Genomic DNA, 14,605 nt, shown 5'->3' with positions numbered 1-14,605 from the left:
ACATACGGCCTGAGATACCAAGAATATTAGTTCTTATTGGCCCTTGTCATGCATTCATCGCGGTAAATGATACAATACCGCAGATCCTGGCAACTCCCCGATAATATGAACTGGTTGATCAGCTTACTGTTTTTACTACTGTGCTTTACTGCTCACGGGCAGGAGAATTGGCTGGGCCAGTTTGCTCGTCAGGTGGAGCAGGAGGCCCGCCGACATAATCTGCCCGGGTATGGGTTTGCCGTGGTCGAACTGGGCCAGTCTCCGCAGATCTTCACTTATGGCAAGACCCAGAAAAATGGTCAGCCTATCAATGCCGATACTCTGTTTCGACTGGCGTCGGTCTCCAAGACATTTACTGGTGCCTTAACGGCCAAGCTGGTGCAACAGGGTAAGCTGGACTGGGATATGCCTCTGGATCAACTGGCCCCGCAGTATGAATTTGACCCTCAACAGGAACTAAAGCTGGGTCACATCCTAAGCCAGTCCAGTGGCTACATGCCGAATGCCTACGACAACCTGATCGAGGCGAACTATTCGGTGCAACGGGTGCTCAACCAATTGGCCGGACTGGAGCCTATCTGCGAGCCGGGGCAATGTTATACCTATCAGAATGCCTTGTTCGGAGTGTTGTCGGAGGGCATACGTTATCGACTGGACAGCAACTACGCCGAGCTGTTGCAGGACAATATCCTCAGTCCTCTGGCTATGCACCGGGTGAGTGTGGGACGCGACAGACTGGTTAGTGACTCAAACTGGGCTCGTCCTCACGCGTTGGTGGCAAGAGGACAGTGGTACAAGACACAGGTTCGTGCCGACTACTACCGTTTTGCGCCGGCGGCAGGCATTAACGCCAGCCTTAATGATATGGTGATCTGGCTGGAAGCCATGTTGGAGCAATACCCCCATGTACTCTCCGGCCATACTATTGAGCAATTGTTAACACCGCGAATCCGTACCAAGCGGGAGCTTTATCGCCGCCACTGGCGGGCCTACCTTAAAGACGCTCATTATGGTTTGGGCTGGCGAGTGTATGACTTCGACGGTGAAAAACTGGCTTATCACAGTGGCTGGGTGAAGGGATATCGCGCCGACGTGGGGATTGCGCCGGATTATGGTGTGGGGCTTGTGTTTTTGATGAATGCCGAGTCTAACCTGATGAATGAGATCAGCGTGAATTTCTGGGCCCGGTTGTTCGAAGAAAAGAAAATGGCCACCTCTATGGCCAGTCAGCCATAATCCCGTCAGTCCTGATGCTGAAACGAGTTCAGCATGACAGTCTCAGAGCCTTTTAACGACAGTCGTGAAACCCTGTGTCATACCTGCAAAAGCCGGTATCCACTCTGAATATTCCCTTTGGCCCTGGACGCCTGCTCGGTGGCAGGCATGACGTACATTCTGTTGTTAAAAACGGTACTCAGAGCCCTTGCTAGCGTTTTAAGTAGGTATAGCCCGCTAAGCAGTCTTCGTAGAAGTCGATCCATTTGACCCCTTCACGCGGGCGGATATCGCCGGCGGCGATGAGCTTATCGATCACCCGCTTAACATCGGTGGCCATTGAATCGGGGTTGTACTGCATAATCGATAACACATCGCTGACCGACGAACCACGCACCACTTCTTCGATGTAGAAGTCTTTCGGGTCGTCATCGTCGGTAAAGATATGCACCTCGTTGAGGCGCCCGAACAGGTTGTGCATATCGCCCATCACGTCCTGATAGGCTCCGGTCAGAAACAGGCCGATATAATATTCTTCGCCGTCTTTGAGCGGATGCAGTGGCAGGGTATCGGTCAGTCCCTCATTACCCACAAACTGGTCGATCTTACCGTCGCTGTCACAGGTAATATCCACCAGGGAGCAATTCACCGTGGGTCTCTCGTTCATGCGCGTAAGCGGTACCACCGGCAGCACCTGATCGATGGCCCAGGTATCGGCGGCAGACTGGAATACGGAGAGGTTGCACAGATACTGGGAAGACAGACCCACCTCCAATTCGCGCAACTCTTCGGGAATAAAGTCTAACTCCTTCAAACGGGCGGATATTTGTCGGCAACTACGCCAATACAGGGTTTCGATCTTGGCCAGTTCTTCCATCGAGATGACTCTGAGCTTAAAGGCATCCAGGGCCTGCTCCTTATATTGGGACACATCGTTGAAGATTTCCTGCAGGTTGTCGGCGCTGGGCAGCAGTTCTACCTGCTCTCTCATCTGGCCCAGCAGCCAATGTTCGCCCTCGCGATAAGTAGTATCAAAGTCCATGCCGCTGGCGGTGACCTCGCCCATAATGGGGGTGATCACACAGCTGTGGTGTGCGGTCATGGCGCGTCCGCTCTCGCTCACCAGATTCGGGTGGGGAACGCCCTCCAGATCGCACACATCACGAATCCCATAGACCACATCAGCCACATATTCATCCATGCTGTAGTTGCGGGACGAATCGCTGGTGGACTGGCTACCGTCATAGTCCACGCCCAGACCGCCTCCCACATCCACGTACTCCATTTCCACGCCCATATGGCGCAGCTCAGCGTAGATGCGTCCGCCTTCGGCTACCGCCTCCTTGACCGAGCGAATGTCGGTAAGCTGACTGCCAATATGAAAGTGCAGCAATTTCAGGCAGTGACCCATGTTATGCTGTTCCAGATAGCGCGCGGCATTGATGATTTCGGCATTGGTAAGACCAAATTTGGCCCGGTCGCCGCCAGAGCTCTCCCACTTGCCACGACCTTTCACGGTCATCTTGGAGCGCACGCCGATGATAGGGTCGATATTCAGCTCCTGGGCGCTTTTCACCAGCTGCAGTAGTTCCGAGTACTTCTCCACCACTACGATCACTTTTCGACCCATCTTGCGACCCAACAGGGCCAGCTTCATAAATTCTTCGTCTTTATAGCCATTGAGGATAGTGAGTGCGTCGGCATGGGTGTTGTAAGCCAGGACGGTCAGCAGCTCGGCCTTTGAGCCGGCCTCCAGACCATAGCTGTATGGCTGACCGGCATCGGCGATCTCCTCCACCACTTCGCGCATCTGGTTCACCTTAACTGGGTATACGCCCAGATACTGGCCCTGATACTCGGCTTCCTGAATATGCTGGCGGAAGGCGTCGTTTAACAGGGCCACCTGAGAGCGCAGGATATCGTGAAACCGCACCACTACCGGGAACTGCACCCCTTCTTCCTTGATCTCCTCGAGCACCGAGTTGAAGTCGATGCGCACATTGGGGTTCTTCAGGTGAGGAGTGACCTGCAGATTCCCATTGCTACCAATTTCAAAATAACCGCCTCCCCAGCGTTTAACCCGGTAGAGTTGCTCGGCATCGTTGATGGTCCATTTAGCCATGGTGGGGCTCCTTATTCCTGAAATCGGGGCTGATTGGCGGTCAGACACAGCAATAGTTCGCGCACCACCTTGGTGGCAAATACATTGCTGTTACCGGAACTGTCTATCTCCGGCGACAGCTCTACCACATCACAGCCGACAAAGTGCTTATCACGCAGAATTTTTATCAGCTGGATAAAAGAATGAAAGTCCTCGCCGCCGGGTTCGGGAGTGCCGGTACCGGGCAGAAAGCTGGGGTCGAAGTAATCCAGATCCAGAGTCAGATAAATCGGCCTATCATCAGCAATTTGTCGCACCGCTTCCAGAAAATCGTGCCGTGAGGTGCGGATGGTCTGGTGCTCGCGCATCCACTGGTATTCTTCGCGGGTGCCGGAACGAATGCCGTATTGGATCAACTGATGATCAGGACCAAAGTGATCCAGCGCCCGTCGAATGATCGAGGCGTGGGAATAGTGGTAGCCTTCGTAACCATCGCGTAGGTCGGCGTGGGCATCCAGATGCAACAGCACCAGGTTGGGGTACTGTTTTAAATAGGTCTTGATGGGGGCATAGGAGATCGAATGCTCGCCGCCTAAGGTCATCACCTGGATGTTGTCACCACTTAAGTCGGCATTGCCAAAGATGGTCTCGAAATCGTCGCTGCCCTTTTGCCACTGGCGCTCCACATCATCGCTGTCACCCAGATTCAGGTTTCCCAGATCGAAAAAACGTTTCTGCTCCAGATCGTCGTCCAGATACGGTGAATAACTCTCGATGTCTTCCGAGACGTTTCTCAGGCCGTCCGGGCCATTTCTGGTTCCCTTACGAAAACAGGCGGTGCCATCGAAGCCAAAGCCGATCAGATAAGCACTGTTCGGGGTCAGCGAGGTTGCCGAATCCGCCATATGGTAAGGCATACTAGGTTTATCCAGAGTTAGGTCGAAGCTGTTTGCCATAGAGGTTGTCTCATACCCGAAAGTCGAATGTGGTGGATTATAATCAAGCCTTGGATGCGATGCTCGCAATTTCAAGGCTATAAACAAAGTCTTTATCGACTATGACGGACACTTTGCTTTTCACGGCGCTAATGCCATCATAGCGCCACCTACCCTAATTAAGAGAGCTGCGTGTGAAACGGCTTAGACGACTTAATTTTCTATGGCTTTTACTGCTGACCGCCTGCGGTCAGAAAGGCCCCCTGTTCCTGCCGGAGGACGCCGAATCCAATCAGGCTGAGCCGACAGAAGCTGCGTCGCCTGCTCCTGCACAGCAATCGAAACCCGAAGAAGACAACTAGTATGGATTATTTCCAATATCAGCAGCAGCGTCTTTACGCTGAAAACGTGCCCGTGACCGACATTACCGATCAATATGGCACACCTTGTTATATTTACTCCCGTTCGACCATCGAGCGGCACTGGAAGGCCTTCGATGAAGCTTTAGGTGAGCAACCTCATCTAGTCTGCTACGCGGTGAAAGCCAATTCTAACCTGGGCGTGCTAAGCGTCATGGCCAAGTTAGGTTCAGGCTTCGATATTGTTTCGGGCGGTGAGCTGGCCCGGGTCATTGAAGCCGGTGGAGACCCGGCCAGGGTCGTGTTCTCGGGCGTGGCTAAGACCGAGGCGGAAATCGCTTTTGCGCTGGAGCAAGGCATCAAGTGTTTTAATGTGGAATCGCCTTCGGAGCTTAAACGTATTAATCGGGTTGCCGGCAGCATGAGCGTGACGGCACCGATCTCCATCCGTGTTAACCCGGACGTGGACGCCAAGACTCACCCCTATATTTCTACCGGGCTGAAGGCCAATAAATTCGGTATCGACTGGGAGCAGTCACTGGACATTTATCGTCAGGCGGCGGGTATGGCGCACTTGACGGTGGTGGGTATGGATTGTCACATCGGCTCGCAGTTAACCGATGTCGCGCCTTTTGTGGATGCGCTGGAGCGTCTGTTGGGCCTGATCGACCAGCTCAAAGCCGAAGGCATCGAGATCGACCATTTGGATGTGGGTGGCGGTCTGGGGGTGACCTATCAGGATGAAAAGCCGCCACTACCGGCTGACTATGTGAAGGCAGTGGTCGAGCGACTGCAAAAGGATCACGCGTATCTGTCGCTGATCATGGAACCGGGGCGGGCGATTATGGCCAATGCCGGCATCATGGCGACTAAGGTGGAGTTTATCAAACAGGGCTCGGAGAAGAACTTTGCCCTGGTCGACGCAGGCATGAACGATATGCTGCGCCCCTCGCTGTATTCGGCCTGGATGGACATCGTCGAGGTGGATCGTTCACTCGAGCGCGAGACCCGCATGTACGATGTGGTGGGGCCGGTGTGTGAAACCGGTGATTTTATCGGTAAGGACCGTAGCCTGAGTATCGACGAAGGGGATCTCCTGGTTCAGCGTAGCGCCGGAGCTTATGGCTTTACCATGGCATCAAATTACAATAGCCGCTGCCGCCCAGCCGAGATAATGGTGGATAAAGACCAGGTTTATTTGGTGCGGGAGCGTGAAAGTCTGCCTGACCTCTGGAAAGGCGAGCACAAACTGCCTTAAGCTAGGACGCAAAGCGCGCAACGGTAATAAGAATGCTTATTCACTTTTCTAAAATGCACGGCCTGGGTAATGACTTTATGGTGATCGATAACGTCACCCAGAATGTGTTTTTCAGCCCGGATAAGATCCGCCAACTGGCGGATCGCAACATGGGTATCGGCTTCGATCAGCTGTTAATGGTGGAGCCGCCCTATGATCCCGAGCAGGACTTTCATTACCGGATCTTCAATGCCGATGGCAGCGAGGTGGCTCAGTGCGGCAATGGTGCGCGTTGCTTTGCCAGCTTTGTGCGTAAGAAGGGACTGATTAATCGCAATAAGATCAAGGTAGGCACGCGGGCCGGCAACATGGTGCTGTATCTGGAGAAGGACGGTCAGGTAACGGTGAACATGGGTAAGCCGTTGTTGGAGCCCCAGCAGGTGCCGTTTAAAGCCAACAAAGAGGAAGCCACCTATATACTGCGGGCCGGTGAACACACGGCATTTTGCGGTGTGGTTTCCATGGGCAACCCCCATTGTGTGATGGAGGTGGACGACGTTGACACGGCTCCGGTAGAAGAATTGGGACCGATTCTGGAAAGTCATGAGCGTTTCCCCGAAGGCGCCAATATTGGCTTTATGCAGATCCTCAATCCCGGCCATATTAAGCTCAGAGTATTTGAGCGCGGTGCGGGCGAAACCCTGGCCTGTGGCAGCGGTGCCTGCGCGGCGGCTGTGGTTGGTCGCCTGTGGGAAAAACTGGATAAGGACGTACGAGTGGATTTGCCCGGCGGAAGCCTGAAAATTCGCTGGCCGGGGCTGGATAAGTCGGTCAAGATGACCGGTCCGGTGGAACACGTTTTCGATGGGAACCTACATTTATGAGTGATCAACCCCTGAACGCTTCGACCAATGCGGCTGAAGCGGTGAGCGCGGCGCAGGTAAAACGCTATCTGCAAAGCCATCCGGACTTCTTCGCTCAGCACCCTGAGTTGCTGGAGGGGCTGCGTATTCCCCATCAGCAAAAAGGCGCGGTGTCGCTTGTGGAATTGCAATCGGAGCAATTGCGCAGCCGCTTAAATCAGTTGCAGCACCAGATCAACGAACTGATGAGTGTGGCTAAGCATAACGAGCGTATCTATCGAATCTACGCCGATTTGAACCTGCGCTTGTTCCAGTGCCAGACACAGGCACAAATTCGCAGTCTGCTGGAAGACGTACTGCTGGAACAATTGGATCTGCAGGACATCACCCTGATGCGTTTCGATCGCGAGCCCGAGCTATCGGCCGAGGCTAAGAAGCAATTGGAGGAAAAGCGCTTCCGTCAGGATATGTATTACTTCGGGCGCCTGAGTCAGCAAGAACGTGCCTGGCTGTTTGGCGAAGACAGCCAGGTGGCTTCGGTCGCTATGATGCTGATCGGCGAGCAGGGCGAATTGGGTCTTTTGGTGATTGGCAGCAGTGAGGATCATCACTTCCACCCAGGAATGGATACCTTACTTATCAATCAGCTACAAAAATTTATGACCCTGGTGCTGTCCCAGTTGGAGCAATAGCATGACGGAACCGGCCGAAGCGATTGCTCAAGGGCTGGAGACGTTTTTGGCGCATCTGAAGTATGAGCGCAATCTGTCCCCCCGGACGCTGGAAAATTACCGGCGCCAGCTGAATGCGGCCGCTCAGGTGCTGCAACTGGATGACTGGCAAGCTCTGACGCGTGACGGGGTGCGAAGGGTTCTGGCTGAGGCCAAACGCCAACAATTAAAACCCCGTTCCATCGCCTTGCGTTTATCGGCGCTCCGGGCATTGGGCGATTATCTGGTGTTACAGGGAAAACTCAGTGCCAACCCCGCTGCCGGGGTCCAGGCTCCCAAACAAGGCCGCCCTCTGCCGAAGCAACTGCCAGTGGATGAGATGAGTCAGCTATTGGCGTTTGAGCCGGGCAATGACCCTCTGGCGATTCGGGATAAGGCGATCATGGAGCTGGCCTACGGTTGTGGCCTGCGACTGGCAGAGCTTGAGACCCTGAGCCTGCCTCAGATCAGCCCGGATAAAACTCAGATCAGAGTCTGGGGTAAGGGGCGTAAGGAGCGCCAGTTGCCTATTGGTAAAACCGCTGCCCAGTGTCTGAAACAGTGGTTAAAAGTGCGAGGTCAGCTTTCGGCGGCTGGAGAGATGGCTGTGTTTGTAAGTAAAAACGGACAACGACTGGGCCGGCGACAGATTGCCAAACGCATGGAACACTGGGCAAAACATCAGGGCTTGAATCAGCCGGTACATCCGCATAAATTACGCCATTCTTTTGCGACCCATGTATTAGAGTCCAGTGGTGACTTACGAGCGGTGCAAGAATTACTGGGCCATGCCAACCTGTCCACGACACAGGTGTATACCCATTTGGATTTTCAGCATCTGGCCCAGGTGTACGACAAGGCGCACCCCAGAGCGAGAAAGAATAAAGGTTCTTAATGATTATTTTCCGTCCCCTAGACCAGGTCCGCGCGGTAAGCTTCGACCTGGATGACACCTTATACGACAACGGCCCCATTCTGCGCCGGGCCGAGGATGCGCTGCTGGAGTTTATTCATACAGAATTTCCTCAGCTTAAAGATTCGAACGAGGTCTTCTGGCAGCGTATCAAGGCCAAGTGCCTGAAGGAACGCCCCGAGTTGACTCACGATATGGGCGCATGGCGCCAACACACCCTGCGCACCGGTTTATTAGAGCTAGGTATGGCTTTTACCGAGGTGTCGGAAGCCACCGACCGGGCCTTCGAGTATTTTTACTATGAACGCAGCCGCTTTAAGGTGGATGAGACTATTTGTTCTTTATTGGCGCGCATCGCCGATAAGCTGCCTATGGTGGCGATCACCAATGGTAATGTGGATCTGGACGCCATTGGTATCGGACAATACTTTGAACAGTCTTTCCACGCCAATCTTGAGCAGCCCAAAAAGCCGGACCCGGCAATGTTTGAGCTCGCCTCCCGCCATCTTGCGATGCCCAATGAGCGCATTTTGCATGTGGGCGATGGTTTGATTAACGATATCGCCGGAGCCCACGAGGCAGGCTTTCAAACAGCCTGGTATGCGGGTAACCGGCATATGGGCATCGGCTATGAGCCAGCCCGGCACCTGCCCAACGTGCAACTGGCGAATCTGGATGAGTTGGCCCTGCTGTTAGACCTTTAAGACACAGGTTGGCATCGCTAGCAGGCTGACACCACACGCAAACACGCCGTAAATCCATCCATGGAGGCTCCTGCGCTACTTAGTGGTAATCAGCCTGCCTGGGTTTCGGCGAGATCACGCCGCCTGAGTGCCATCATTGTCCGGATCGTCGTAGTAAGCGGCGGTCAGCACCTTTTCCAACGCCCAGGACAGGGCCTGGTTGATGGGCAGGGTCTGGCGTCCCCAGAGGGGATCCAGATTGACCAGTTGTTGTCTGCCGTCGGCAATCATCGGCGGTGGGGTCACCTCCAATGCGCTCAGGGTTTGGTGATAGGCATCGGCTCGGGCGGTTTTAATCGGTTGGCATACCGACAGACGGGCCTGACCATCCTTGCCCCTCACACCAGCGGCACCAAACATACGGCAAATGCCAGGCCGGTGGGCGTAAATCCCGCACTGGTCTCTCGCGCCATCCAGCGAAAGGCGCTGATAATGCAGGCAGTGAAAGCCTGAGGCCGCTCGCAGCTTGTCTAAGGTGACTTCTGCCTGACCCTGATCGAACAGGTTAAGCGCCAGGGGCAACATTTCCAGGGGCGAGGCTTCTACATCCGGGTTGGTGCAGCAGCGGCCACAACCGCTGATACAGGAAAGACCTTGCTGCTGTTGATAATCGGAAAAACGCAGGTTGAGCTGTTGATAGACTGTTTCTATCCGCTGTGCCAGAGCTCGTAAATATTGCATGTTCAAACATCCGTAATGAATTCATCCACACAAGGCCCGCCGAACGGGCGGCGCGGATTCTAGCCACTTTTGATGCTCTACGGTAATAACTTTTTGTGTAATAAGGTCGACTTGTTATATCCAAGGGGTGGGTTCCTATTAGGCCAAGTGTATAAAAATACAGTGTGGCTGGTATACTGGCGGCATCATTGCTAAGCCCGATATCGCTATGGATGTATCCGAACTGCTCGACTCCTTAAATGACAAACAGCGCGACGCCGTTGCTGCCCCGCCCTCCGACATGCTGGTACTGGCAGGAGCCGGTAGTGGTAAGACCCGGGTACTGGTACACCGGCTGGCGTGGCTGATGGATGTACAGGGGATTTCGCCCTTTGGCGTGCTGGCGGTGACCTTTACCAACAAAGCCGCCCGCGAGATGCGCAGCCGGGTCGAAGCTCTGATGGGCATGTCGTTGCAGGGTATGTGGATCGGCACCTTCCACGGGTTGGCGCATCGCCTGCTGCGCACCCACTATCAGGAGGCGCGGCTGCCGGAAAATTTTCAGATCCTGGATGCTGACGATCAGCAGCGCTTGCTCAAGCGCATTATCAAGGGCATGAACCTGGACGAAAAGCACTACCCGCCCAAGCAGGCCATGTGGTTTATTAACGGCCATAAAGACGAAGGCCTGCGTCCCCAGCATATCGAGACTCAGGGCGATGTGATGCGCACTCAGATGCGTGAAATCTACAAGGTCTATCAGGAAACCTGCGACCGCTCGGGGTTGGTGGACTTCGCCGAGCTGCTTTTGAGAGCCCATGAGTTATGGCTGAATCACCCGCAGATTTTGGCTCATTATCAGAAGCGTTTTCGCGCCGTGCTGGTGGATGAGTTCCAGGACACCAACAACATCCAATACGCCTGGTTGCGAATGCTCACCAGCGAGCATAACAATATGATGATCGTCGGCGACGACGATCAGTCCATCTACGGCTGGCGTGGCGCCAACGTGGATAATATCCAGCACTTTTTGCGGGACTTTCCCGACGCCAAGACCATTCGGCTGGAGCAGAATTACCGCTCCACCGCCACCATCCTTAAAGCCGCCAACCGGGTGATCGAAAACAACTCCAGTCGTTTGGGTAAGGATCTGTGGACTGAGGGCAATGAAGGGGAACCTATTTCCCTGTATGCCGGTTTTAATGAGCTGGATGAGGCACGTTTTATCGTCGGTCAGATCAAACAGTGGCGGGATCAGGGCGGCGCGCTCAGCGACACGGCCATTCTGTATCGCAGTAACGCCCAGTCGCGGGTGTTGGAGGAAGCGCTGTTACAGGAAGCCATCCCCTACCGGATTTACGGTGGCCTGCGCTTCTTCGAGCGTCAGGAGGTTAAAGATGCGCTGGGTTATCTGCGCATGATCAATCAGCCACTGGACGATGCCGCCTTCGAGCGGGTGATTAATACGCCTGCCCGAGGCATTGGCGAGCGTACCGTGGCGCAGATCCGGGATATGGCGCGCAGCTCCGAATCTTCAATGTGGCAGGCGGCCCTGACCATGTTGCAGGAAAAGCGTCTCTCCGGCCGGGCTTCCAAGGCGGTGCAGGGGTTTGTGGAGCTGGTCTTAAAACTGCAGGAAACCACCGGCGAGCTGCCTCTGGAAGAGCAGGCCGACACCGCCATTAAACAATCCGGCTTGATGGCCATGTATCAGGCCGAAAAGGGCGAAAAGGCCCAGGCCCGGGTGGATAACCTGGAAGAACTGGTGACCGCCTGTAAGCAGTTTGAGGTGCCGGACGATGCCGAGGATATGACCCCGCTGGCGGCCTTTTTAACCCATGCTTCATTAGAAGCCGGTGAAACTCAGGCCGATCAGCATCAGGATGCGGTGCAGATGATGACCATGCACAGCGCCAAGGGGCTGGAATTCCCTATGGTCACCATCGCCGGAGTGGAAGAAGGTTTATTCCCCAGCCAGCAAAGCCATGAAGAGCCAGGCCGTTTAGAGGAAGAACGCCGTCTGTGCTATGTGGGCATGACCCGGGCCATGGAAAAGCTTATCCTGACTTACGCCGAGAGTCGTCGCATCTATGGTCAGGACAAGTACCATACGCCGTCGCGTTTTATTCGCGAGATCCCGGCCGAGTGCATTCAGGAGATTCGCCTGCGCAATACGGTCAGCAAGCCAGTGTCGACCAGTCGCTTCCAACCGGCGACTTCCCACTCGGCCTTCGACTCTACCGGCTTTAGTCTGGGCCAGCGGGTTACCCATCCCAAGTTTGGCGAGGGTACGGTGCTCAATTACGAAGGCAGCGGCGAACACGCCCGGGTGCAGGTGAACTTCGACGAGGTGGGTAGCAAATGGCTGGTACTCAATTTTGCCAAGCTGGCGGCTGTATAGGGCTCTTCTAGACGGGCATGTTGCCGGTTAGCTTACTTTAACTAGGTGCGCTCAGTCCTTGAAATTGATTGCTCCGAATTCATCTGCTTTGCTGTAGGTAGAATAGAAATGCATTCGCTTTAGTCATTTTAAAGCGCTACCGGTAAGGAGAGCAGGCGATGAGCGATTACTTTCAAAGCTACAGCAGGACACTAAAGACTGAGGGTATTGTAATGCTGCTCCTCGGTATACTCGCAATAGTATTGCCCCAGGCGTTTACATTGGGTATCGAGTTGTTAGTCGGGGCGCTATTTCTGATCGGAGGCGCACTATCGGTTGTTAGGGGCTTTCAGCTTAAAGGATTGTCAGGGCGCTCTGTCACCATCGTAATGGGCATCTTAACGGCCATGGTTGGCTTGGTCCTGTTGGCGTTTCCCACTTCCGGAACCATTACATTGACGTTGTTAGTTGGGGCGTTATTTTTGATTCAAGGTGTCGCAGAAGTGGTTGCAGCCCTGCAGCATAAGAGATGGCGCACCTGGGGATGGATTCTTATCAGCGGTATCGCATCGCTTATCATTGGTATTTTATTGATTAGCGGCTTACCAGGAACCGCTTCCTGGGCTATTGGCCTGCTGATCGGTATCAATTTGCTTTTCACCGGGGTTTGGTTGCTGACCTTTGCTAAAGCACTGGACGCAGAAGTGTCTTCCTAGCAACCGTGAGGGGTCTACACCCCTTCATTAGGCTGGCGGGAGAGTATCTCCCGCTGCTGCTTCTTGGTTTTGCGATAGAAGCGGTAAGAGTCAAAGCTAAACAGCGCCAGTGCGGTCCATACAAACAGGAAGGTCACCAGCCGGTCCGACTGCAGCGGCTCATCGTATAAGAACACTGCCAGTACAAACATGATGCTGGGGCCGATGTACTGAAAAAAGCCCAGGGTGGAGTACATGATGCGCTTGGCCGCAGCGGTAAAGCACAGCAAGGGCGCGGTGGTGACGATACCGGCGCAGATCAGGGTCACATTAAGCGCCGTGTCATTGGCCAGCATATTGCTGTCCGGGCCGGCCAGCCAGACCCAGTAGCCGATGGCAAAGGGCAGCATCAGTAAGGTTTCCAGTAGCAGGCCGGGGAAGGAGTCCACCGCCACCTGCTTGCGCATCAGGCCGTAGACGCCAAAGCTCCCGGCCAGACCCAGTGCAACCCAGGGCACTTCGCCGTAGGATATCACCACAATGCCCACACCTACTAAGGCCAGCCCCACCGCCAGTTGCTGCAGGCGACGCAGCTTCTCGGCTAAAAACACCCGGCCCAGAAACACATTCAGCAGTGGGTTGATGTAGTAACCCAGGCTCGCTTCCAGCATCTGGTTGCTGTTAATGGCCCAGATAAAAAGCAGCCAGTTGCCGCCCAGAAGTACGCCGGTGATAAGCAGAATTTTTAATACTTTGGGGTTACGTAAGGCGTGCATGACCTTGTGCCATTGGCCGAGAGCCAGCACCAGAGCGCCCAGAATCAGGCTGGACCAGAGGATTCTATGCATCAGGATCTCGGTGGCCGGTACGCCTTGCAGCAGCTTAAAGTACATGGGGGCAAAGCCCCACAAGGTATAAGCGGCGATGGCGAGTAAGACTCCGGCTTTGGCGTGGTTATCCTGCATGCGTATTCCTGACGGCGGCGAAGGCGCCCACTATGGGTTAAGCCGTCGGCAAAGACAACCGAAAGCTTTTTGCCAATTGATTAGAAAAAGTAATCGAAAGTTGGCATCGAAAGCATCTTTCTCCTTATGCCGGTGGGATAAGGGGCGGGAAGGTATAGCCGCTGAATACAAATTGTTGTTATGCCCGTCCCTCCGAGCAGGTATCCATGTCCAAGGTTCGACAGGAATAAGGAGATAACCGATTAAAGTCAGGCGGTTATCCTGCAACGATTAACCGATCATGTAGGTACCAGTGCCGAAGGCGATATGTTCGCCTTTATCGTTGTGCAGCTCCATGCGGCAGACCGCTACGCGACTTCCCTTGCGGATTACCGAAGCACTGGCGATAAACTCCTTGCCTTTGCCGGGACGCAGGTAGTCCACGCGCATATCGATGGTCCCCATCTTGCCGAGCTTTTTCTGAAAGGCCTCCAGTGTGATGTCGTTCATATCCCGAACCACCTGAAGGATGGCCATCAAGCCGCCCACGGTGTCCAACATAGAGGCGGTTACGCCGCCGTGGAGGATTTTCTGTACCGGGTTGCCCATCAGGCCGTCGTGCCAGGGCAGGCGTACCTCCACTCCTTCACCGTCAAACTGACTGACCTGCATACCGATTAACTGGTTAAAAGGCATCTGGTCCCGAAAGACACTGGCAACAAAATCACCGAGTTCCTGACTGTTGAGTAAAGTTGTTGGATCCACCTTGTTACTCCTTTTCAAACAAGCGTTTAAGTTACGCCTTTGCTTTGGCTCTGGCAAGTAGGCATATGCATCAGTAAAATGGCCG

General features: G+C 54.3%; 14 protein-coding genes. 9 read left to right on the top strand and 5 right to left on the bottom strand.

Translation table 11 applies throughout. The features are described 5' to 3' along the window. Nucleotides 1–105: 105 nt before the first annotated feature. Complete coding sequence (locus tag HMF8227_RS14545) at nt 106–1,236, top strand: serine hydrolase domain-containing protein (RefSeq protein ID WP_239421324.1); 1,131 nt, start codon at nt 106–108, stop codon at nt 1,234–1,236. 190 nt (nt 1,237–1,426) lie between these two features. Here the strand turns inward: HMF8227_RS14545 and speA are convergent, their stop codons facing one another. Continuing rightward, the gene (speA, locus tag HMF8227_RS14540; RefSeq protein WP_109340877.1) at nt 1,427–3,337 is read right to left on the bottom strand and encodes a biosynthetic arginine decarboxylase; all 1,911 of its coding nucleotides are present in this window, start codon (nt 3,335–3,337) and stop codon (nt 1,427–1,429) included. Between the two features lie 11 nt (nt 3,338–3,348). Then, nucleotides 3,349–4,272 (bottom strand): agmatinase, encoded by a 924-nt coding sequence (gene speB / locus HMF8227_RS14535; RefSeq protein ID WP_109340876.1) that lies wholly within the window; start codon nt 4,270–4,272, stop codon nt 3,349–3,351. 173 nt (nt 4,273–4,445) lie between these two features. Between speB and lptM the strand changes: the two genes are divergently transcribed. The 6 genes from lptM to HMF8227_RS14505 are packed head-to-tail and all read left to right on the top strand — an operon-like array spanning nt 4,446 to nt 9,037. Next, nucleotides 4,446–4,613 carry an LPS translocon maturation chaperone LptM gene (gene lptM / locus HMF8227_RS14530; RefSeq protein WP_239421323.1) on the top strand — a complete coding sequence of 56 codons (168 nt, stop codon included), beginning with the start codon at nt 4,446–4,448 and terminating at the stop codon, nt 4,611–4,613. Nucleotide 4,614: 1 nt separating this feature from the next. Continuing rightward, the gene (gene lysA, locus HMF8227_RS14525; RefSeq protein ID WP_109340874.1) at nt 4,615–5,868 is read left to right on the top strand and encodes a diaminopimelate decarboxylase; all 1,254 of its coding nucleotides are present in this window, start codon (nt 4,615–4,617) and stop codon (nt 5,866–5,868) included. Between the two features lie 32 nt (nt 5,869–5,900). Beyond that, nucleotides 5,901–6,731 carry a diaminopimelate epimerase gene (gene dapF, locus HMF8227_RS14520; protein ID WP_109340873.1) on the top strand — a complete coding sequence of 277 codons (831 nt, stop codon included), beginning with the start codon at nt 5,901–5,903 and terminating at the stop codon, nt 6,729–6,731. Then, nucleotides 6,728–7,402, top strand: a complete 675-nt coding sequence (locus tag HMF8227_RS14515; RefSeq protein ID WP_109340872.1) for a DUF484 family protein — start codon at nt 6,728–6,730, stop codon at nt 7,400–7,402. The genes dapF and HMF8227_RS14515 overlap by 4 nt, the downstream gene beginning before the upstream one ends. Nucleotide 7,403: 1 nt before the next feature. Continuing rightward, on the top strand, nt 7,404–8,315 hold the full coding sequence (gene xerC, locus HMF8227_RS14510; RefSeq protein ID WP_109340871.1) for a tyrosine recombinase XerC: 912 nt from the start codon (nt 7,404–7,406) through the stop codon (nt 8,313–8,315). Then, nucleotides 8,315–9,037 (top strand): HAD-IA family hydrolase, encoded by a 723-nt coding sequence (locus HMF8227_RS14505; RefSeq protein WP_109340870.1) that lies wholly within the window; start codon nt 8,315–8,317, stop codon nt 9,035–9,037. Before xerC ends, HMF8227_RS14505 begins: the two co-directional genes overlap by 1 nt. Nucleotides 9,038–9,151: 114 nt before the next feature. On the opposite strand, the gene HMF8227_RS14500 is transcribed toward HMF8227_RS14505, so the two are convergent. Beyond that, nucleotides 9,152–9,757 (bottom strand): YkgJ family cysteine cluster protein, encoded by a 606-nt coding sequence (locus HMF8227_RS14500; RefSeq protein ID WP_109340869.1) that lies wholly within the window; start codon nt 9,755–9,757, stop codon nt 9,152–9,154. A gap of 208 nt (nt 9,758–9,965) precedes the next feature. On the opposite strand from HMF8227_RS14500, the gene uvrD reads away from it, so the two are divergent. Continuing rightward, nucleotides 9,966–12,137 carry a DNA helicase II gene (gene uvrD / locus HMF8227_RS14495; protein WP_109340868.1) on the top strand — a complete coding sequence of 724 codons (2,172 nt, stop codon included), beginning with the start codon at nt 9,966–9,968 and terminating at the stop codon, nt 12,135–12,137. A 158-nt stretch (nt 12,138–12,295) separates the two neighbouring features. Continuing rightward, entirely contained in the window at nt 12,296–12,832 is a 537-nt protein-coding gene (locus tag HMF8227_RS14490) for an HdeD family acid-resistance protein (RefSeq protein WP_109340867.1), read from the top strand. Between the two features lie 14 nt (nt 12,833–12,846). Here HMF8227_RS14490 and rarD read toward each other — a convergent pair whose 3' ends face one another. Next, entirely contained in the window at nt 12,847–13,776 is a 930-nt protein-coding gene (rarD, locus tag HMF8227_RS14485; protein WP_109340866.1) for an EamA family transporter RarD, read from the bottom strand. 270 nt (nt 13,777–14,046) lie between these two features. Then, the gene (locus HMF8227_RS14480; protein WP_109340865.1) at nt 14,047–14,520 is read right to left on the bottom strand and encodes a thioesterase family protein; all 474 of its coding nucleotides are present in this window, start codon (nt 14,518–14,520) and stop codon (nt 14,047–14,049) included. Nucleotides 14,521–14,605: the final 85 nt, after the last annotated feature.

Source organism: Saliniradius amylolyticus (assembly GCF_003143555.1).
Taxonomy (GTDB): Bacteria; Pseudomonadota; Gammaproteobacteria; order Enterobacterales; family Alteromonadaceae; genus Saliniradius; species Saliniradius amylolyticus.
The sequence above is the reverse complement of the archived record's forward strand: the minus strand, read 5'-3'. Positions and strand labels throughout refer to the sequence as shown.